The sequence below is a fragment of the Pseudonocardia sp. Cha107L01 genome (assembly GCF_052566575.1).
In genome coordinates this window covers 8,576,874-8,596,832 of the sequence record NZ_CP199579.1, presented here as the reverse complement: position 1 = coordinate 8,596,832, position 19,959 = coordinate 8,576,874, and the positions used below count along the sequence as shown (strand labels likewise).

Genomic DNA, 19,959 nt, shown 5'->3' with positions numbered 1-19,959 from the left:
GGCCTCCGTGCGGGCCGTGGCGGCGTGTGATGAGCTTCCCCCACGGTAGCCCGATCGGCACATCTGGAGGAGACATGTTTCGCAAGGTGCTGGTGGCGAACCGGGGCGAGATCGCGATCCGTGCCTTCCGCGCCGCCTATGAGCTGGGCATCGGCACTGTGGCGGTGTTCCCGCACGAGGATCGCAATTCACTGCATCGGCTCAAGGCCGACGAGTCGTACCAGATCGGCGAACCGGGCCACCCGGTGCGCGCGTACCTGTCGGTGTCCGAGATCGTCCGGGCCGCCCGCAAGGCCGGCGCGGACGCGGTCTACCCGGGCTACGGCTTCCTGTCCGAGAACCCGGAGCTCGCGCAGGCCTGCGCGGACGCTGGGATCACCTTCGTCGGGCCGCCCGCCGAGGTGCTGGAGCTGACCGGCAACAAGGCCCGCGCGATCGCCGCGGCGCGGGAGGCCGGCGTGGCGGTGCTGGCCTCCAGCGAGGCGTCCACCGACGTCGACGAGCTGATCGGGCGGGGCGAGGACATCGGCTTCCCGGTGTTCGTCAAGGCGGTCGCCGGCGGCGGCGGCAGGGGCATGCGGCGGGTGGAGTCGGCCGGTGACCTGCGCGAGGCGGTCGAGGCCGCCATGCGGGAGGCCGAGTCGGCGTTCGGTGACAGCCGGATGTTCCTGGAGAAGGCCGTGGTCAACCCCAGGCACATCGAGGTGCAGGTGCTGGCCGACGCGGCGGGCGAGGTACTGCACCTGTTCGAGCGGGACTGCTCGCTGCAGCGCCGCCACCAGAAGGTCGTGGAGATCGCCCCGGCGCCGAACCTGGACCCGGCGACCAGGGAGCGGATCTGCGCCGACGCGGTGGCCTTCGCCCGCTCCATCGGCTACCGCAACGCCGGCACCGTGGAGTTCCTGCTGGACGAGGACGGCAACCACGTCTTCATCGAGATGAACCCCCGGATCCAGGTCGAGCACACGGTCACCGAGGAGGTCACCGACGTCGACCTGGTGAGCTCGCAGCTGCGCATCGCCGCCGGCGAGACCTTCGCCGACCTGGAGCTGAGCCAGGACACCATCGTGCTGCACGGCGCCGCGCTGCAGTGCCGGATCACCACCGAGGACCCGGCCAACGGCTTCCGCCCGGACACCGGGGTGATCAGCACCTACCGCTCACCGGGTGGGTCCGGGGTACGCCTGGACGGCGGCACCGTGCACACTGGCGCCGAGGTCAGCGCCCACTTCGACTCCATGCTGGCCAAGCTGACGTGCCGGGGCCGCGACTTCCCCACGGCCGTGCGCCGGGCCCGCCGGGCGGTCGCCGAGTTCCGGGTCCGCGGCGTGTCCACCAACATCCCGTTCCTGCAGGCGCTGCTGGCCGACGAGGACTTCCAGGCCGGCCGGGTCACCACCTCGTTCATCGAGGAGCGGCCGTACCTGCTGACCGCGCGCCAGTCCGCCGACCGGGGCACCCGGATGCTCAGCTACCTGGCCGGGGTCACGGTGAACAAGCCGCACGGCGCCCGCCCGGCGGTGGCCGAGCCCGCCGACAAACTGCCCGGGGTCGACCTGAGCCAACCGGCACCGGACGGCTCCCGGCAACTGCTGACCGAGCTGGGGCCGGAGGGTTTCGCCACCCGGCTGCGGGAGCAGACCCGGGTCGGCGTCACCGACACCACGTTCCGGGACGCCCACCAGTCGCTGCTGGCAACCCGGGTACGGACCCGCGACCTGCTGGCGGTGGCCCCGCACGTGGCCCGGATGGCGCCGGAGCTGCTGTCCCTGGAGTGCTGGGGCGGCGCCACCTACGACGTGGCGCTGCGCTTCCTGTCCGAGGACCCGTGGGAACGGCTCGCCGCGCTGCGCGAGACGGTGCCGAACCTGTGCCTGCAGATGCTGCTGCGCGGGCGCAACACGGTCGGCTACACCCCGTACCCGACCGAGGTGACCGACGCCTTCGTCGCGGAGGCGGCGCGCACCGGGATCGACATCTTCCGGATCTTCGACGCGCTCAACGACGTGGCCCAGATGCGGCCGGCGATCGAGGCCGTGCGCAACACCGGGACGGCGATCGCCGAGGCCGCGCTCTGCTACACCGCCGACCTGTCCGACCCCGGGGAGAAGCTCTACACCCTGGACTACTACCTGCGCCTCGCCGAGCAGATGGTCGACGCCGGGGCTCACGTGCTCGCCATCAAGGACATGGCCGGGCTGCTGCGCCCACCGGCCGCCCGCACCCTGGTGACCGCGCTGCGCGAGCGGTTCCCGCTACCGGTGCACCTGCACACCCACGACACCCCCGGCGGGCAGCTGGCCACCCTGCTGGCCGCGATCGACGCCGGGGTGGACGCGGTGGACGGCGCGGTCGCCTCGATGGCCGGCACCACCTCGCAGCCGCCGCTGTCCGCGCTGGTGGCGGGCACCGACCACACCGAGCGCACCACCGGGCTGAACCTGCAGGCGGTCTGCGACCTGGAGCCCTACTGGGAGGCGGTGCGCAAGGTCTACGCGCCGTTCGAGTCCGGGCTGGCCTCGCCGACCGGGCGGGTCTATCACCACGAGATCCCCGGCGGGCAGCTGTCCAACCTGCGCCAGCAGGCGATCGCGCTCGGCCTGCGGGAGCGGTTCGAGAAGATCGAGGACTTCTACGCCGCGGCCGACCGGATGCTCGGGCGGCTCGTCAAGGTCACCCCGTCGTCGAAGGTCGTCGGCGACCTCGCGCTGCACATGGTCGGCGCGGACGTCGACCCGAAGGAGTTCGAGGCCGACCCCGGGCGGTTCGACGTGCCGGACTCGGTGATCGGCTTCCTGCGCGGCGAGCTCGGCGACCCGCCCGGTGGGTGGCCGGAGCCGTTCCGGAGCAGGGCGCTGGAGGGCCGCTCGCCGGCCAAGGGTGTGCCCGAGCTGAGCATCGAGGACCGCAGGGGCCTGCGCGACCAACCCCGCACGACGCTCAACCGGCTGCTCTTCGCCGGCCCCGCCGCGGAGTTCGAGGCGCACCGGGAGTCGTTCGGGGACACTTCCGTGCTGTCCTCCAAGGACTTCTTCTACGGCCTGGAACCCGAGCGGGAGCACGAGGTCGAGCTCGAGCCGGGGGTGACCCTGCTGATCGGCCTCGAAGCCATCTCCGAGCCCGACGAGCGCGGTTTCCGCTCCGTGGTGACCACCCTCAACGGTCAGCTGCGGCCGGTGCAGGTGCGCGACGACTCCGTCACCACCGACGTCAAGGCCGCGGAGAAGGCGGAGAAGAACAACCCCGACCACGTGCCGGCGCCGTTCGCCGGCGTGGTCACGCTGTCCGTCGGCGAGGGCGACAAGGTCAGCTCGGGGCAGACCGTGGCGACCATCGAGGCGATGAAGATGGAGGCCGGCATCACCGCGCCCAAGGACGGCACGGTGGCCAGGGTGGCCATCGGCGCGGTCCAGCAGGTGGAGGGCGGCGACCTGCTCCTGGAGCTGTCATGACTCGTGAGTGGCGAGTGGTCCCCGGGGACCACTCGCCACTCACGGGGGGCTCGTCACGTGCGGGCGTGACGTGACCAGGATCATCGCCGGGGTGGTGGGCGGGCGGCGGATCGCGGTGCCGCCCAGCGGTACCCGGCCGACCTCCGACCGGGTGCGCGAGGCGCTGTTCAGCTCGCTGGAAGCCGGCCCGGGGCTGCGCGGCGCGGCGGTGCTGGACCTGTGCGCCGGCTCCGGCGCGCTGGGCATCGAGGCGCTGTCCCGGGGCGCGGCGCACGCGCTGTTCGTCGAGTCCGACAAGCGTGCGGCCGCCACCCTGCGCCGCAACCTGGCCGACCTGGGGCTGGCCGGGGTGGCGACGCTGCGGGTGGCGACGGCCGGCTCGGTGCTGGCCGGACCGGCGCCGAGGTCCTACGACGTGGTGCTGATCGACCCGCCGTACGCGATTGCGGACACCGAGATCGCCGGCTGGCTGCGCGACGCCTGGGCGCACGGCTGGCTTTCCGGCGGCGCAGTCGGCGGGGCAGTCGGCGGCGGGGGGAGCGGGCCGGCGGAGGACGGGGCGACGGTCGACGGGCCGGCCGGGGCGACGGTGGTGGTGGAGCGGGCGGCCCGGTCCGGGGCGTTCGACTGGCCGGAGCCGCTGCGGGCCGAGCGCGACCGTCGCTACGGTGACACGGTGCTGCACTGGGGTAGGTCCATGGGTCTTTGTTACGGTTCGCGCCCATGAGGCCACGGTGGTGAGGCGGGCGGTCTGCCCCGGTTCCTTCGACCCGGTGACCAACGGCCACCTCGACATCATCGAGCGGACGGCCGCCCTCTTCGACGAGATCGTCGTCGCGGTACTGGTGAACCCCCAGAAGCAGGGCATGTTCACCGTCGAGGAGCGCATCGACATGCTCCGCGAGGTCACCGAGCACCTGCCGAACGTGAAGGTCACGTCCTTCCACGGGCTGCTGGTGGACTTCTGCCGGGAGCACGACGTCCACGCCATCGTGAAGGGCCTGCGCGCGGTCACCGACTTCGACTACGAGCTGCAGATGGCGCAGATGAACCAGCGGCTGTCCGGGGTGGACACGCTGTTCATGTCAACCAGCCCGGAGTACAGCTTCATCGCCAGCTCGCTGGTCAAGGACGTGGCCAGGTTCGGCGGCGACGTGGCGCACCTGCTGCCCGGCCCGGTGAACCAGCGGGTGATCGACCGACTGGCCGGTACGAACCCCTCCTAGGGGCCGGCCGGTCGGCGGCACTCGGACACGCGGCCGCCGGAGGATCCCCCGTTTCGGGATCTCCGGCAGGCACACTGGCAGTCGTGTACCGGGTCTTCGAAACTCTCGACGCGCTGGTCACGGTGGTTGAAGAAGCACGAGGGCTGCCGATGACCGCCACCTGCGTGGTTCCTCGGGGCGACGTGCTCGACCTGCTCGACGAGCTCCGCGAGGCGTTGCCCGGCGAGCTGGACGATGCACAGGACGTGCTGGATCACCGCGACGAGCTGATGTCCACCGCCGAGCGGCGAGCCGACGAGGTCACCGAGCAGGCCGACCAGGACGCGGACAAGCTCCTCGGCGACGCGCGCGCGGAAGCGGAACGCCTGGTGACACAGGCCAGCGCGGAGGCCGAGCAACTCGTCGGCCGGGCCCGGCACGAGGCAGAGCGGACCATCGCCGACGCCCGGGCGCAGCACCAGGATCTGGTGGAACGGGCGCGTGTCGAGGCCGAGCGGCTCACCGAGACCGGTCGGGCCAACTACGAGCACGCGGTGGCCGAGGGACGCGCCGAACAGGCCCGTCTCGTCGCGCAGACCGAGGTCGTGCAGGCGGCGCACATCGAGTCCGGCCGGGTCATCGACGCGGGCGAGCGGGAGGCCGACCGGCTGCGCGCCGAGTGCGACCACTACATCGAGTCCTCGTTGTCGAGCTTCGAGGACACGCTGACACGTACGCTGCAGACGGTGCAGCGGGGGCGGGGGCACCGGGGAGCGCGGCGCGATCTGTCGGGCCGCCCGGAGCAGACCGGCCCGCGCGACCGCATCGGCGCGGATCTGCTCGACTGACACTCTCCTGGCTGAACGGGCAGGCCCGGCCTAACGAATTGGCCCATACAGGCGATTCCTCGGGCAGGTGCTCACCGCCTCCGCGTGCTTATAGTGATCACCGTCAATGAACTGGCACACAGTTCGCCGGCGATCGCGGAGGGAGACCGTGGTGGGCGATCGCTCTGGAGGCGACAGTGACGAGCAGAGAGCCCGAGTCCACCCGGACCGAGCATCCGGAACACCACGTGCCGACCTTCGACCTCGGTCCGCCGATCACCGGACCGGACGGCTGGGCCGCGGCGAGGCCTCGTTATCCGGATGGCACTTTTGGCCCCGGCGCCTTCGACCCGCGCAGTTGGTGGCCGAAGCATCAGCATCGGTTCGCCATGTCCGATGAGGGGTACAGCAACGTGACGACCTCCCACCCGATGAGCCGGCCGCCGGCCTCCTCCAACAACCTCTCCGCCAGCAGCCTCGGGCACAGCGGCGACTCCAGCGCGGCGGACCTCACCGACGACACGATCGTCCGGGCCAGGGTGCAACGCCCGACGGTCGGCTGGCGCCGCGCGGTGTACAGCGCCTCCGGTGGCCGGATCAACCCCGGCGTGAGCGAGGCGGAGGCGGCGCGCAACATCCTGCTGCGCCGGGTCCGCCGGCACCTGCCCGGCGCGCACCAGATCGCGGTGAGCTCGCTCAAGGGCGGCGTGGGCAAGACGACGGTGTCGGCGGTGCTGGGCCTCACGCTGGCCGAGCACCGCGGCGACCGGGTGGTGGCGCTGGACGCGAACCCCGATGCCGGCACGCTGGCCGACCGGTTGACCGGGGAGATCGGCGTGACGGTGCGGCAGATGCTGGAGAACATCGACAGCATCGACTCGCTGACCGCGGTGTCGCACTACACGAGCCTGGCCGGGCGGCTGCAGGTGCTGGCCTCCGAGCAGGACCCGGCGATGAGCGAGGCGTTCAACCGCGCCGAGTACGAGCAGATCTGCGCGGTGCTCGCCCGGTTCTACAACATCATCATCACTGACTCCGGCACCGGGCTGGTGCACTCGGCGATGGAGGGCACGCTCGCGCTGGCCGACTCGCTGGTGGTCGTGGGCGCCCCAACGGTCGACGGCTCCTCGCGGGCGTCGAAGACGCTGGACTGGCTGGTCGCGCACGGCTACGCCGAGCAGGTGGCCGACGCGGTGGTCGTGCTGTGCTGCGACCGGGTGAGCCCGGAGATCGACCGGGAGCGGGTGCGGGCGCACTTCCTGGCCCGTTGCCGGTCCGTGGTGGAGATTCCGTACGACCCGCACCTGGCCACCGGCGGGCGGCTCGACCTCGGTGCCATGCGTGAGCCGACCAAGCTGGCGTTCCTCGAGCTGGGGGCCCAGATCGCGGACCGGTTCGGCAGGTAGGGAGCGGCTCGGGCCCGCACGACACGCCCCACCGCGTGGTGGCTTACCCTGGAGTTGGTATGACCAGACATGAGCACGCGGGAATTCATCCGGTGCGCACCAGTCCGTGGGTGATCAGCACCCGGGAGTTGGGGCGCCGGCCAGGCAATATGCGCACCTACCAGCGGACCGTCCCGGCCCCGTCGGGTTTCGGGCTGGAGGTGATCGGCATCCAGGAGGGTGCCCCGATCGACCTCGAGCTGCGCCTCGAGTCGGCGAGCGAGGGTGTCTTCGTCTCCGGGACGGCGCACGCCGAGATCGTCGGCGAGTGCTCCCGGTGCCTGGAGCCGATCCACGACGAGGTCACCGTGCGGCTCGGCGAGCTGTTCGCCTACCCGGACAGCACCACGGTGGAGACGACCGAGGAGGACGAGGTCAGCCAGGTCGTCGACGACTACATCGACACCGAACAGATGGTCCGGGATGTGGTGGTGCTCGAGCTCCCACTGGTCCCGCTGTGCCAGGAAGACTGCCGGGGACTGTGCCCGGAATGTGGCGAGCGGTGGGCCGATCTCGCGCCCGAGCACCGCCATGAGACAATTGATGCTCGATGGGCTGCCCTGCGGGGCAAGCTCACGTCCTCAGCCGACTCTGCAGCGGATGCTGAAGAGCGTCGGTAACGCACCGAGATACTTGGAGAGATCGTCGTGGCTGTCCCGAAGCGCAGAATGTCGCGGTCGAACACGCACTCCCGCCGTTCGCAGTGGAAGACCTCCGCGCCGAACCTCGCGCCCTGTTCGAACCGGGCCTGCCGGGCGCTGAAGCCGCCGCACCTGGCCTGCCCGACCTGCGGTCAGTACGACGGCCGCCCGGTCGTCACCCCCGCCTGATCGCCCGGTAAAGCACCCGCTCGTGGGGGATCGAGCGACGCGAGGGCCGGAGAGCGACCGTTCAGCGTTGACCGCGCAGCTCGGTGTCGAACTCGACACCGAGCTGCTGACGCTTGCGCTGACCCACCGGTCCTACGCGTACGAACATGGTGGTCTGCCCACCAACGAACGCCTGGAGTTCCTCGGCGACTCGGTGCTCGGCGTGATCGTCACCGAGCGCCTGTACCGGTCGCACCCGGACCTGCCGGAGGGGCAGCTGGCGAAACTGCGGGCGAGCGTGGTGAACATGCACGCGCTCGCCTCGGTGGCTCGCGAGCTGGGGCCGCCCGAGCCCGACGGCGTCCCGAACGCCGGCCTCGGTGCGTACCTCTACCTGGGGCGCGGCGAAGAGCTGACCGGCGGGCGCGGCAAGGCCAGCATCCTGGCCGACGCGACCGAGGCACTGATCGGCGCTGTGTATCTGGCCCACGGCCTTGAGATCGCCAGGGACGTGGTGGAGCGGCTGTTCGACGGGCTGCTCCGGGCTGCCCCGCTGCTCGGTGCCGGGCTCGACTGGAAGACCAGCCTGCAGGAGCTCACCGCGTCCGCCGAGCTGGGGGTGCCGGAGTACCGGATCTCCGAGGACGGCCCGGACCACCTCAAGACCTTCACCGCGACCGCCGTCGTCGCCGGCCGCGAGCTCGGCACCGGGATGGGGCGGACCAAGAAGGAAGCCGAGCAGAAGGCCGCCCAGCTGGCCTGGCGGTCGCTGTCCGAGGGCGCGGGCTCGGCGAACAGCGGATCGGCGAACAGCGGTACGGCGAACAGCGGATCGACGAACAGCGGTACGACGAACAGCGGTACGACGAACAGCGGCTCGGCGAACAGCACCGACCCGGACTCCCACAGCGCCACCGAGCCCGGCGCGCCGGACTCCTGACGGGCTGTCGTGCCCGAACTACCCGAGGTCGAGGTGGTGCGCCGGGGCCTGGCCGAGCACGTGGTCGGGCGCCGCGTCGCCGCCGCCGAGGTGCTGCACCTGAGGGCGGTGCGCCGCCACCTGGCCGGTCCGGCCGATGTGATCGGCCGGCTCACCGGCCGGACGCTGACCGCGGCCCGCCGCCGGGGCAAGTACCTCTGGCTCGAGCTGGACTCGGCCGAGGCACTGCTCGCGCACCTGGGCATGAGCGGCCAGCTGCTGGTCTGTGACCCGGCCACGCCGCCGCAGAAACATCTGCGGGTGCTGCTCAGCTTCGCCGACGGCGGCCCCCAGCTGCGGTTCGTGGACCAGCGCACGTTCGGCGGGGTCAGCGTCGAGACGCTGGTCGGCGCTGACACAGATCCGGCCGAGCAGGTGCCCGAGCCGATCGCGCACATCGCCAGGGACCCGATGGACCCGGCCTTCGACGCCGCCGAGGTGGTCACCGCGCTGCGCGCCAGGCGGACCGGGCTCAAGCGGGCCCTGCTGGACCAGTCGCTGGTGTCCGGGATCGGCAACATCTACGCCGACGAGGCGCTGTGGCGGGCCAAGCTGCACGGCACCCGCCCGACCGCGACGCTGACCCGCAAGGCAGGACTCGGGGTACTGGCACGCGCCGCCGAGGTGATGGACGAGGCCCTCGACCAGGGCGGTACCTCGTTCGACGCGCTCTACGTGAACGTCAACGGCAACTCGGGCTTCTTCGACCGTTCGCTGAACGTCTACGGCCAGGAGGACCGGCCGTGCTCCCGCTGCGGCACCCCGATTCGCCGCGAGCCGTTCATGAACCGGTCGTCCTACTTCTGCCCGCACTGCCAGCCCCCGCCCCGGCAGCCGCACCGCTGACCCCCCCGACGGGCTCGGGGCGTCGCGGCGTCAACGGCGCGTCAAGGTGTCGGGCGGCGGCATCAGCGCCCCGTGAGCGGCCGGTCCCCCCGGCCCCGGCGGCGGCATGCTCGGGCGCTGGAGGTGGGTCGAGATGCGGCGGTCCGAAGGCGTGTCGGCGAGCTGGCCCCGGCTGACCGGTGGTGTCGGCAGCGCGATCGGCTTCGGTGCGGCGATCGTGGCCACCCTGCTCGGCTGGTGCCTCGGCGCCGGTGACCGACCCGCGGTCGGCCTGGTGCTGCTCGCCGCGGTCGCGGTCGGGGTGGGGGCGACGACCACGCTGCCGGGCGCGCTGGCCGCGGCCGCACAGTGCTGGGGGATGTACTCCGGGTTCGAGCTGCACCGCTTCGGCGAGCTGCGCCTCGACGCGACCAGCCGGTCCGCGCTGGTGCTGCTGCTCACGGTGGGGGTGGCGGCCAGCCTGCTGGGTCTGGCCGCGACCGGTCAGGCCGGTCGCGCCGGCCGCTCGCCGGCGGCCCGGCCGGTCGAGCGGGCGGGTGTGCGGATGGTCATTTCACACACGGGATCCCGCCACCGGAAATGCTCGATGCCGCCACGGCGGGCGGAGCCGCGTCCGGCGGGCCCGATCCGTCCGTCCCCCCGGCCGGACCGTTCAGGCTGGCCGGTGGGCTGAAGTCGGTGCCGACGACGACCCGCTCGTGCCCGCTGGCCAGCGTCGGGTCCGCCTGGACGGGCAGTCCGCCGAGCGCGGTGGCCAGCGCAGTGGCCGCGTCCCGTGCGTCGGGGGCGTAGCTCACCGTCGACTCGTGCCGGAGCCGGTGCTCGGTGCTCGCGGTGCCCTCGGTGAGGCCGAGCGCGGCGAGCTGCTTCTCCAGCTTCGAGGCCAGCCCGTCCTTGCCGGCCGCGTTGACCACGTCCAGCGTCGCGGCCGGCAGCTTCGCGCCCGCCGTATCGCCGGCCGGCGGGTTCGCGTCGTCCGGGTTGATCAACGCGCGCACGGTGGCCCGGACCTGGTCGAGGTCGACCAGGTTGACGTCCTGCCCGTCGACCTTGCTGAACTCCTTGACCGGCAGCGTCGTGAAGGTGATGTTGCCGCTGAGCAGGCCCCGCGACTGCTGCAGGAAGCCGAGAAGGTCGAAGCCGCTGTCGATCACGACGTCCTTCGTGGCCACGTTGATGAGCGCGTTCAGCCGTTCCGGGTTGGTGAAGGTGCCGGCACTGCGCAGCTGGTAGGCCGCCGAGGAGAGGAAGGCCTGCTGGCGGCGTTCCCGGTCCAGGTCGGTGAAGTTGAGGTCGGGGTGCACGTAGTCCCGGCGCTGCCGCACGAACGCCAGCGCCTGTGCCGCGCCCAGCTGCTGGTGGCCCTTGACGAACTTGGCGCCGGAGTAGCTGTCCTGGGTCGGCCCGGCCAGGCACACGGTGATGGAGCCGAGCGCCCGTGCCAGGTCGTAGAACCCGACCAGGGTGACCTCCACGAAGTGGTCGATGGACACCCCGCCGAGGAAGTTCTGCACCGCCTGGACGGCCTCCTTGCGGCCGGCCTCGCGGCCCTGCTGCTCGAGCGTGCTCTGGTCGGTCACGCCGGCCGCGCGCAGCGCGCGCTCCTTGGCGTCCTTGGCCAGCCCGTAGCCCTGCTTGATCTTCTGCTTACTGACCCCGTCCGGCGACCCGGGCAGCTTCACGTAGTCGTCGCGGGGGATGGAGATGGCCTGCGCCCTGTCGCCGTTGCCCGGTACGTGCAGCAGCATCAGCACGTTGGTGTTGTAGCCGCCGTCGCTGGAGTCCCCGGCGTGCAGCTGGGCGAGCACGTCGCGGGGCAGCGGGTTGCCGTTCTGGTCCAGCCGACTGTCCAGGCCCATCACCAGGATGTTGGTGTCGCCGTTGGTGGACCCCGACGCGGTGCCGGCCAGTGCGTCCGACTTGGTCAGCCCGTTGGACAGGTTCTCGTAGGCGTGCCAGCCGTAGCCGGTCACGAACAGCACCAGCGCGGAGGCGAGCGCGAGGACAACTCTGCCCAGTGCCCGGCCCCGCGTTCTCACCGGGACAGCCTGCACCAGGAAGCACCTGGTCATGAAAACGACGCGCTGATGCCCTCAGCTGAGCCTCAGTCGGCGCGCCGCCGCCGGCCGCCCCGTCGTGGTGAGCGGGCTCACCGCCGCGTCAAGAACGCGTCAATGTGGCCGGTAGCGGGCGTCAAGACGCCGCAACACCGGGCCGGAGCTCGCCGCCGCCGGAGCCGGAGGGTGAGAATGGCGCTGTGAGTGTCCATCCCCCCTGTCGCAGGGGCATCCTGCGCATCTACCTCGGGTCCGCCCCCGGGGTGGGTAAGACGTTCGCGATGCTCGGCGAGGGCCGCCGCCGCGCGGACCGGGGCACCGACGTCGTGGTCGGCATCGTGGAGACCCACGGGCGGCCCAAGACGGCGACGCTGCTGGACGGGTTCGAGGTGGTCCCGAGGCGGCTGGCGCACTACCGGGGCACCGAGCTGTCCGAGCTCGACGTCGACGCCGTTCTGGCCAGGGCACCCGAGCTGGTGCTGGTGGACGAGCTGGCGCACAGCAACGCGCCGGGCTCGCGCAACGCCAAGCGCTGGCAGGACATCGACGAGCTGCTGGCCGCCGGCATCGACGTGCTGTCCACGGTCAACGTGCAGCACCTGGAGTCGCTCAACGACGTGGTCGAGACGATCACCAAGGTGCGCCAGCGGGAGACCGTGCCGGACGAGTGGGTGCGCGGCGCCGAGCAGATCGAGCTGGTGGACATCACCCCGGAGGCACTACGCCGGCGGATGGCGCACGGCAACATCTACCCGCCGGAACGGGTCGACGCGGCGCTGTCCAACTACTTCAAGCCGGTCAACCTGGTGGCGCTGCGCGAGCTGGCGCTGCTGTGGGTGGCCGACGAGGTGGATGTGGCCCTGCTGCGGCACCGCGCCGAGCAGCACATCACCGAGGTCTGGGATGCCCGGGAGCGGGTGGTGGTCGCGGTGACCGGCGGCCCGGAGAGCGAGACGGTGCTGCGCCGCGCCGCCCGGATCGCCAAGCGCGCCGGCGGCGGCGGTGGCGGGGCCGACCTGCTCTGCGTGCACGTGCTGCGCAGCGACGGGCTGACCGGCACGCCCCCGACCGCGCTGCGTGGGTTGCGCCAGCTGGCCGACGACGTGGGTGCGTCCTTCCACACCGTGGTGGGTGGGGAGGACGTGCCGGCGGCGCTGCTGGACTTCGCCAGGGGCGCCAACGCCACCCAGCTGGTGCTGGGTACCTCGCGGCGTTCCCGGCTGGCCAGGCTGTTCAACCCGGGCATCGGCGCCGGCGTGGTGCAGGACTCCGGCTCCATCGACGTGCACATGGTGACCCACCCCCAGGCCGGTGCCGGCCCGGCGGCGCGGTGGCTGCACAGCGCACTGCCGATGAACCGGCTGGTCGCCGGCTGGGCGCTGGCCGTGCTGGCACCCGCGCTGGCCACCGTGGCGGCGTTGCTGTTCGCCCCGCTGTTCGGGCTCTCCACCGACGTGGTGCTGTTCTTCCTGACCATCGTGGTGGTGGCGCTGGTCGGCGGGCTGGGACCGGCGCTGCTGGCCGCGGTCGCCGGCGGGTCGATGCTCAACTACTTCCTCACCCCGCCGGTGCACACGTTCACCATCGCCCAGCGGGAGAACGCGGTCACCCTGGTCGTCATGGTGGTGGTCGCCGTCGCGGTGGCGCTGGTGGTGGACCGGGCCGCGCGCCGGGCGGAGCAGGCCGCCAGGGCGCGTACCGAGGCAGCCCTGCTCGCCTCCTTCGCCCGTACCGTGCTGACCCGCGTCGACCCGTTGCCCCGGCTGCTGGAGAAGGTCAGCGAGGCCTTCGGGCTGCGCTCGGTGGCCGTGCTGGAACGGGCCACCGAGGAGCGCTCCGGGTGGCGCTACGTCGCCTGCGTCGGCGCCCCGGACTGCCTGCGGCCCGAGGACGCCGAGGTGGACGTCGAGGTCGACCAGGACATCCACCTGATCGGCCAGGGCCGCACGCTGGCGGCCGGCGACCGCCGGGTGCTGGAGACGGTCGGTGGCCAGGCACTGCTCGCGCTGCGCGCCCAGCGGATGTCCGCCGAGGCCGCCGCGGCGCACCGCAAGATGGAGGGTGCGGAGCTGCGGTCGGCGCTGCTGTCCGCCGTCGGCCACGACCTGCGCACCCCGCTCACCTCGATCAAGGCGGCCGCCGGCAGCCTGCGCGACCCCGAGCTGACGCTGTCGGAGGGCGACCGGGGCGAGCTGCTGGCCACCGTCGAGGAGTCCGTGGACCGGCTCACCTCGCTGGTGGACAACCTGCTCGACTCGTCCCGCCTCGCCGCCGGCGCCGTGGTGCCCCGCATCGCCCCGGTCGGCTACGACGAGGTCGCGGCGCTCGCGCTGACCGGGGTGGACGGCGCCCAGCGGGTACGGGTGGAGATCGACGAGTCGCTGCCGGCGGTGCTGGCCGACGCCGGCCTGCTGGAGCGGGTGGTGGCCAACGTCGTGGACAACGCGCTGAAGTACGGCCGGGGCGCGCCGGTCGCGGCGCGGGCCAGCGCGCACGCCGACCGGGTGGAGCTGCGGGTGGTGGACTCCGGACCCGGGGTGCCCAGGGACGCCGCCGACGGGCTGTTCACCCCGTTCCAGCGGCTCGGCGACCGGCAGGTCACGTCCGGGGTGGGACTCGGGCTGAGCGTGGCGCGCGGGTTCACCGAGGCGATGGGGGGCACGCTGACCGCCGAGGACACCCCGGGCGGCGGGCTGACCGTGGTGATCTCGCTGCCGGCGGTGCCCTCGGGCGGGCGGTCCGGCGCCCCGGCGGACCTGCCGGAGCCCCGGCCGGAGGTCTACACATGACACGTGTGCTGGTGGTCGACGACGACGCACAGATCCTGCGCGCGCTGCGGATCAACCTCGCGGCCCGGGGCTACCAGGTGCTCACCGCGGTGGACGGGGCGAGCGCGCTGCGGGTCGCCGCCGACGACCACCCGGAGGTCGTGGTCCTCGACCTCGGGCTTCCCGACCTGGAGGGCACCGAGGTGATCGCCGGGCTGCGCGGCTGGACCCAGGTGCCGATCATCGTGCTGTCCGCGCGGACGGACTCCACCGACAAGGTGGACGCGCTGGACGCCGGCGCGGACGACTACGTCACCAAGCCGTTCGGGATGGCGGAGCTGCTGGCCCGGCTGCGCGCCGCGGTACGCCGCTCCACGGTCGGGCAGGTGGACGGCGAACCGGTGGTGACCACCTCGACCTTCACCGTGGACCTGGCGGCCAAGAAGGTGGTCCGCGACGACGCCGAGGTGCACCTGACACCGACCGAGTGGGGCATCCTCGAGCTGCTGGTCCGCAACCACGGCAAGCTCGTCGGCCAGCGTCAGCTCCTGCGCGAGGTGTGGGGGCCGGCGTACGGCAAGGAGACCAACTACCTGCGGGTCTACCTGGCGCAGCTGCGCCGCAAGCTGGAGCCGGACCCGGCCAGGCCCCGGCACCTGATCACCGAGCCGGGCATGGGTTACCGCTTCGAGCTCTGACCCGGCGTCTCAGTACCCCGTCTCAGTAGCCGAAGTCCTGCGTCCAGTAGTGGCCGGGCGGGTAGTAGCCGATGCCGATCGTGGTGAACTCGCAGGACAGGATGTTCTGCCGGTGCGGCGGCGAGTGCATCCAGACGTTCATCACGATCGCCGCGGTCGCCTGGCCGTAGGCGATGTTCTCGCCGCCGGTCTTGTCCTCGGGGTAGCCGGCGGAGATCTCCCGGGCGTCCCAGCCGGTGCCGTTCGGCGTGGTGTGGCTGAAGTAGCCCCGGGTGGCCATGTCCTGGCTGTGCCGCTGCGCCGCCCGCATCAGCCGGGGGTCCACCTTGAGCGGTCCGCAGCCGGCCGCGCGGCGCTGCACGTTGGTGATGGCCAGCACCTGCCCGGCCGGCCCGGACAGTACCGGCGGGACCGGTACGGGCGGTGGGACCGGCACCTGCGGCGGTGTCGGCGCGGGCGGCGGGACGGGCACCGGCGGGGGGAGCGGCAGCAGCAGCGGGCTGCCCTGGTCGGGGGTGCCGGCCGGGTCCGGCGGCGGCGGCCCGATGATCATGGGCCCGGCCAGGGTGGTCGGGTCGGGTTGCGGCGGGACGGGTTGCTGATGCGGCCCCACCATCACGGTGACCACGGCGATCAGGGCGCCACAGCCCAGGCCGGCGAGCGCCGGAACTAGATGCCGCCGCCCGATGGTAGTCACAGTGGGTGAACGTAGCAGACTGCGCAGCGTGCACTCCGATAGCGCCATTCGGCTGACAGCATGGGTTCACGGCCACGTCCAGGGTGTGGGTTTTCGCTGGTGGACGCGCTCCAGGGCGCTCGAGTTGGGCCTGGTAGGCAGCGCGTCGAACCTGCGGGACGGCCGTGTGGAGATCATTGCGGAAGGAGACAGGCCGGCCTGCGAAGCTCTGCTTGTCACGCTCCGTAGTGGGCATTCGCCGGGTCGGGTCGATCGGGTGACCGAGCGTTGGAGCGAGGCGACCGGAACGCTCACCTCGTTCATCGAGCGCTGACCCGGGCGCTGGTCCCTGGCCCTGACGGTTGTTACCGAGCTGCACACTAGGCAGGTTTGGGCGCCGGAATTGCTGCCTCCTGTGGAGTTCGGTAACAACAGGCCGCGGGGCGACGGGGCCGGTCAGGGCGGCGCCGTCGGGGGTGGCTTGTATCCTTGGGCCGTTCGCGTGACCGGGCAGCTCCGGGCCCCGACGAGAGGCCAGCCACGACGTGCACCTCAAACGCCTGACGCTGAAGGGTTTCAAGTCCTTCGCCTCGGTTACCGAGCTGCGCCTCGAGCCGGGGATCACCTGCGTGGTGGGGCCCAACGGCTCCGGCAAGTCGAACGTGGTCGACGCGATCATGTGGGTGTTCGGCGAGCAGGGCGCCAAGGCATTGCGCGGCGGCAAGATGGAGGACGTGATCTTCGCCGGCACCGCCGGCCGGCCGCCGTTGGGGCGCGCCGAGGTCACCCTGACCATCGACAACTCCGACGGCGCGCTGCCCATCGACTACTCCGAGGTGTCGATCACCCGCCGGATGTTCCGCGACGGCGCCGGCGAGTACGAGATCAACGGCAACAGCTGCCGGCTGCTGGACATCCAGGAGCTGCTCTCCGACTCCGGCATCGGCCGTGAGATGCACGTGGTGGTCGGGCAGGGTCAGCTGGCTGCGATCCTGGAGGCCAAGCCGGAGGAGCGCAGGGCCTTCATCGAAGAGGCCGCCGGCGTGCTCAAGCACCGCAAGCGCAAGGAGAAGGCGCTCCGCAAGCTCGACGCGATGCAGACCAACCTGACCAGGTTGACCGACCTCACCGGTGAGCTGCGCCGCCAGCTGAAGCCGCTCGGCAAGCAGGCGGAGATCGCCCGACGGGCGCAGACGGTGCAGTCCGAGCTGCGCGACGCCAAGCTGCGCCTCGCCGCCGACGACCTGGTCACCCTGCGTACCGAGCTGGCCAGGGAGGAGGCCGACGAGGCCACCGCGAGGGCACGGCGCGCCGAGATCGAGCAGCTGCTGACCGCCGCCCGGCACGAGCTGGCCGGCCGGGAGGCCGAGCTGGCCGCCGCCCAGCCGGCGCTGACGGCCGCGCAGGAGACCTGGTACCGGCTGTCGTCGCTGCAGGAACGGCTGCGCGGCACGGTGCGGCTGGCCGCCGAGCGCTGCCGGCACCTGTCCGAACCGGTCGAAGCCGCCGGCTCGGGGCGCGACCCGGACGAGCTGGAGGCCGAGGCGGAGACCATCGCCGACCGGGAGGACACGCTGCTCGCCGAGGTCGCCGACGCACGCCGGGCGCTCAGCGCGACGGTGGAGCGGCTGACCGAGGGGGAGCGCGCACTGGCCGCCGCCGAGCGGGCACACCTGGCGGCCGTCCGCGCGGTCGCCGACCGGCGGGCCGGGCTGGCCACCCTGGCCGGGCGGGCCGAGGCACTGCGCAGCAAGTCCGCCGCAACGGCCGAAGAGATCGACCGGCTGTCCGGCGCGCTGGCCGAGGCCCGGTCGCGCACCGAGGCGGCCGAGGCCGAGCTGTCCGTGCTGCAGGCCGACTTCGGCGCGCTGGACGACGGCGACAACGGGCTGGACCAGCGCGGCCGGGTCGCCGGCGACGCGCACGACGAGGCGAAGGAACGGGTCGCCGAGCTGGTCGCGAGCGAGCGTGCGCTGGAGCGCGACCGGGCGCACTGGAAGGCCCGGGTGGAGGCGCTCTCGCTGGGCCTGCGGCGCAAGGACGGCCCGGCCGCGCTGCTGGCCGCCGGCGACCGGTTGCCCGGGCTGCTGGGCTCGCTAGCGGGCCTGGTCACCGTCGAGCCCGGTGCCGAGGCCGCGCTGGCCGCCGCGCTTGGCGGGTTGGCCGAGGGTGTCGCGGTGTCCTCGGTCGGCGAGGCGGTGGCCGCCCTGCTGCTGCTCAAGTCGGAGGGCGCCGGCCGCGCCGGGATCATGATCGGCACCGGCGAGGTGGTTGGCCCGCCGGCCGGTGGTCGGCCCACCCTGCCAGGTGGCGCGCGCTGGGCCGACGACCTGGTCAGCGTGCCGGAGCGGCTGCGCCCCTCGGTCCGCCGCGCGCTCGCCGACGTGGTCGTGGTGGACGACCTGGCCGCCGCGGAACGGGTGGTGGCCCAGCTGACCGGGGCGCTGCCCTCGGTCCGTGCGGTCACCGCCGAGGGCGACCTGCTCGGCGCCGGTTGGGCCGTCGGCGGCTCCGCCAAGGACCAGAGCGCGATCGAGGTACAGGCCGCGATCGACGAGGCCGTCGAGACCTCCGAGGGGCTGGACCACAAGCTGGAGGGGCTGCGCGCCGCGCTGGACGGCGCCCGGGCCGAGGAGTCGGCCCGCCTCGCCGATGTGGAGGCCGCCCAGGAGGCGCAGAGCGCGGCGGACGCCCGCCGGTCCGCGGTGGCGCAGCGGTTGGGCCGGGCCGACCAGGCGGTGCGGTCCGCCTCGGCCGAGGCGGACCGGTTGCGCCGGCAGCGCGATGACGTGGAGGCCAGTCGGATCGAGGCGCTGGGCGCGCTCGACGAGGCGGAGCAGCGGCTGGAGGCGGCGCAGGGCGAGCCGGTCGACGAGGAGCCGGACGACGCCATCCGCGAAGAGGCCGCCGAGGCGCTGGCCGGGGTCCGGGCCGAGGAGATGGAGGCCCGGCTGGCGCTGCGGACCGCCGAGGAACGGGCCAGGGCGATCGCCGGCCGTGCCGAGTCGCTGCGCCGCCAGGCCAGTTCCGAGCGGGACGCGCGGGCCAGGGCGGCCAGCGCCAGGGCGGCCCGGGAGCGCGGCGCGACGATCTCCGAGGCGGTCCGCTCCGCCGGCGAGGTCGCGCTCGAGCGCATCGAGGTGTCGCTGGCCACCGCCGAGGCGGAGCGCGAGGCGGCCCGCTCGGCCAGGGACTCCGGGGAGGCCGCGGTCGGCGAGGTGCGGGCCAGGGTGAACCAGCTGACCGGCGAGCTGGAGCGGCTGACCGACACGGTGCACCGCGACGAGGTGCTGCGTGCGCAGTCGCGGCTGCGGGTCGAGCAGCTGGAGTCCCGGATCGCCGGCGACTTCGGCATGGGACTGGAGGAGCTGACCGCCGAGTACGGCCCGGACCAGGAGGTTCCGCCGGGCCTCGGTGAGCTGGCCGAGTACGAGGCGGCCAAGGAGCGCGGCGAGGACGTGACCGCGCCGCCCGCGATGCCCTACGACCGGCCCACCCAGGAGCGGCGTGCCCAGCGCGCCCAGCGTGACCTGGCCACCCTGGGCAAGGTGAACCCGCTGGCGCTGGAGGAGTTCGCCGCGCTGGAGGAGCGCTACAAGTTCCTGTCCACCCAGCTGGAGGACCTGAAGGCGACCCGGCGCGACCTGCTCACCGTGGTGCGCGACGTCGACGACAAGATCCTCGAGGTGTTCGCGTCGGCCTACGCGGACGTGGCCAGGGAGTTCGAGATCGTGTTCGCCACGCTGTTCCCCGGCGGGCAGGGCAAGTTGGTGCTCACCGACCCGGACGACCTGCTCACCACCGGCGTGGACGTCGAGGCGCGGCCGCCCGGCAAGAAGATCAAGCGGCTGTCCCTGCTCTCCGGCGGGGAGAAGTCGCTGACCGCCGTGGCCATGCTGGTGGCGATCTTCCGGGCCCGGCCGTCCCCGTTCTACGTGATGGACGAGATCGAGGCGGCGCTGGACGACGCGAACCTGCGCCGGCTGATCGTGCTGCTCGAGGAGCTGCGGGCCACCTCGCAGCTGATCATCATCACCCACCAGAAGCCCACTATGGAGGTGGCCGACGCGCTGTACGGGGTGAGCATGCGCGGCGACGGCATCACCACGCTGATCTCGCAGCGGCTTCGCGGAGTGCCCGCCGCCGGCTGAGCTTCGGTGCCGCCCCGCCCGTTCGGTTGCCGCGGTGTCAGGATGG

15 protein-coding genes are annotated in these 19,959 nt (G+C 72.7%); 13 read left to right on the top strand and 2 right to left on the bottom strand.

Annotated features, from left to right (window positions below):
- Positions 1-74 precede the first annotated feature (74 nt).
- The 9 genes from ACTXG6_RS40605 (at position 75) to mutM (ending at position 9,563) form a co-directional block, all read left to right on the top strand.
- Entirely contained in the window at positions 75-3,452 is a 3,378-nt protein-coding gene (locus tag ACTXG6_RS40605) for a pyruvate carboxylase (protein ID WP_445184614.1), read from the top strand.
- A gap of 70 nt (positions 3,453-3,522) precedes the next feature.
- On the top strand, positions 3,523-4,179 hold the full coding sequence (gene rsmD, locus ACTXG6_RS40600; RefSeq protein ID WP_445184613.1) for a 16S rRNA (guanine(966)-N(2))-methyltransferase RsmD: 657 nt from the start codon (positions 3,523-3,525) through the stop codon (positions 4,177-4,179).
- A gap of 10 nt (positions 4,180-4,189) precedes the next feature.
- On the top strand, positions 4,190-4,678 hold the full coding sequence (gene coaD / locus ACTXG6_RS40595) for a pantetheine-phosphate adenylyltransferase (RefSeq protein WP_445190253.1): 489 nt from the start codon (positions 4,190-4,192) through the stop codon (positions 4,676-4,678).
- Between the two features lie 83 nt (positions 4,679-4,761).
- A complete protein-coding gene (locus ACTXG6_RS40590) occupies positions 4,762-5,505 on the top strand; it encodes a DivIVA domain-containing protein (RefSeq protein WP_445184612.1) in 744 nt (247 codons plus the stop codon).
- 368 nt (positions 5,506-5,873) lie between these two features.
- A complete protein-coding gene (locus ACTXG6_RS40585) occupies positions 5,874-6,890 on the top strand; it encodes a nucleotide-binding protein (protein WP_445184611.1) in 1,017 nt (338 codons plus the stop codon).
- A gap of 59 nt (positions 6,891-6,949) precedes the next feature.
- Positions 6,950-7,549, top strand: a complete 600-nt coding sequence (locus tag ACTXG6_RS40580) for a YceD family protein (RefSeq protein WP_445184610.1) — start codon at positions 6,950-6,952, stop codon at positions 7,547-7,549.
- A 27-nt stretch (positions 7,550-7,576) separates the two neighbouring features.
- A complete protein-coding gene (gene rpmF / locus ACTXG6_RS40575; RefSeq protein WP_445184609.1) occupies positions 7,577-7,759 on the top strand; it encodes a 50S ribosomal protein L32 in 183 nt (60 codons plus the stop codon).
- Positions 7,760-7,826: 67 nt separating this feature from the next.
- A complete protein-coding gene (rnc, locus tag ACTXG6_RS40570; RefSeq protein WP_445184608.1) occupies positions 7,827-8,678 on the top strand; it encodes a ribonuclease III in 852 nt (283 codons plus the stop codon).
- A 9-nt stretch (positions 8,679-8,687) separates the two neighbouring features.
- A complete protein-coding gene (gene mutM / locus ACTXG6_RS40565) occupies positions 8,688-9,563 on the top strand; it encodes a bifunctional DNA-formamidopyrimidine glycosylase/DNA-(apurinic or apyrimidinic site) lyase (protein ID WP_445184607.1) in 876 nt (291 codons plus the stop codon).
- 548 nt (positions 9,564-10,111) lie between these two features.
- On the opposite strand, the gene ACTXG6_RS40560 is transcribed toward mutM, so the two are convergent.
- Positions 10,112-11,602, bottom strand: a complete 1,491-nt coding sequence (locus tag ACTXG6_RS40560) for an LCP family protein (protein WP_445184606.1) — start codon at positions 11,600-11,602, stop codon at positions 10,112-10,114.
- Between the two features lie 218 nt (positions 11,603-11,820).
- Between ACTXG6_RS40560 and ACTXG6_RS40555 the strand changes: the two genes are divergently transcribed.
- Together ACTXG6_RS40555 and ACTXG6_RS40550 are read left to right on the top strand one after the other, a co-directional pair.
- Positions 11,821-14,409 (top strand): DUF4118 domain-containing protein, encoded by a 2,589-nt coding sequence (locus ACTXG6_RS40555; protein ID WP_445184605.1) that lies wholly within the window; start codon positions 11,821-11,823, stop codon positions 14,407-14,409.
- On the top strand, positions 14,406-15,086 hold the full coding sequence (locus ACTXG6_RS40550; RefSeq protein ID WP_445184604.1) for a response regulator: 681 nt from the start codon (positions 14,406-14,408) through the stop codon (positions 15,084-15,086). Before ACTXG6_RS40555 ends, ACTXG6_RS40550 begins: the two co-directional genes overlap by 4 nt.
- Before the next feature lie 22 nt (positions 15,087-15,108).
- Here the strand turns inward: ACTXG6_RS40550 and ACTXG6_RS40545 are convergent, their stop codons facing one another.
- On the bottom strand, positions 15,109-15,783 hold the full coding sequence (locus ACTXG6_RS40545; protein WP_445184603.1) for a CAP domain-containing protein: 675 nt from the start codon (positions 15,781-15,783) through the stop codon (positions 15,109-15,111).
- Between ACTXG6_RS40545 and ACTXG6_RS40540 the strand changes: the two genes are divergently transcribed.
- Entirely contained in the window at positions 15,773-16,096 is a 324-nt protein-coding gene (locus tag ACTXG6_RS40540) for an acylphosphatase (protein ID WP_445184602.1), read from the top strand. The genes ACTXG6_RS40545 and ACTXG6_RS40540 overlap by 11 nt on opposite strands.
- 211 nt (positions 16,097-16,307) lie before the next feature.
- Positions 16,308-19,913: a chromosome segregation protein SMC gene (gene smc, locus ACTXG6_RS40535; RefSeq protein ID WP_445184601.1), complete on the top strand. Its 3,606-nt coding sequence runs from the start codon at positions 16,308-16,310 to the stop codon at positions 19,911-19,913.
- Positions 19,914-19,959: the final 46 nt, after the last annotated feature.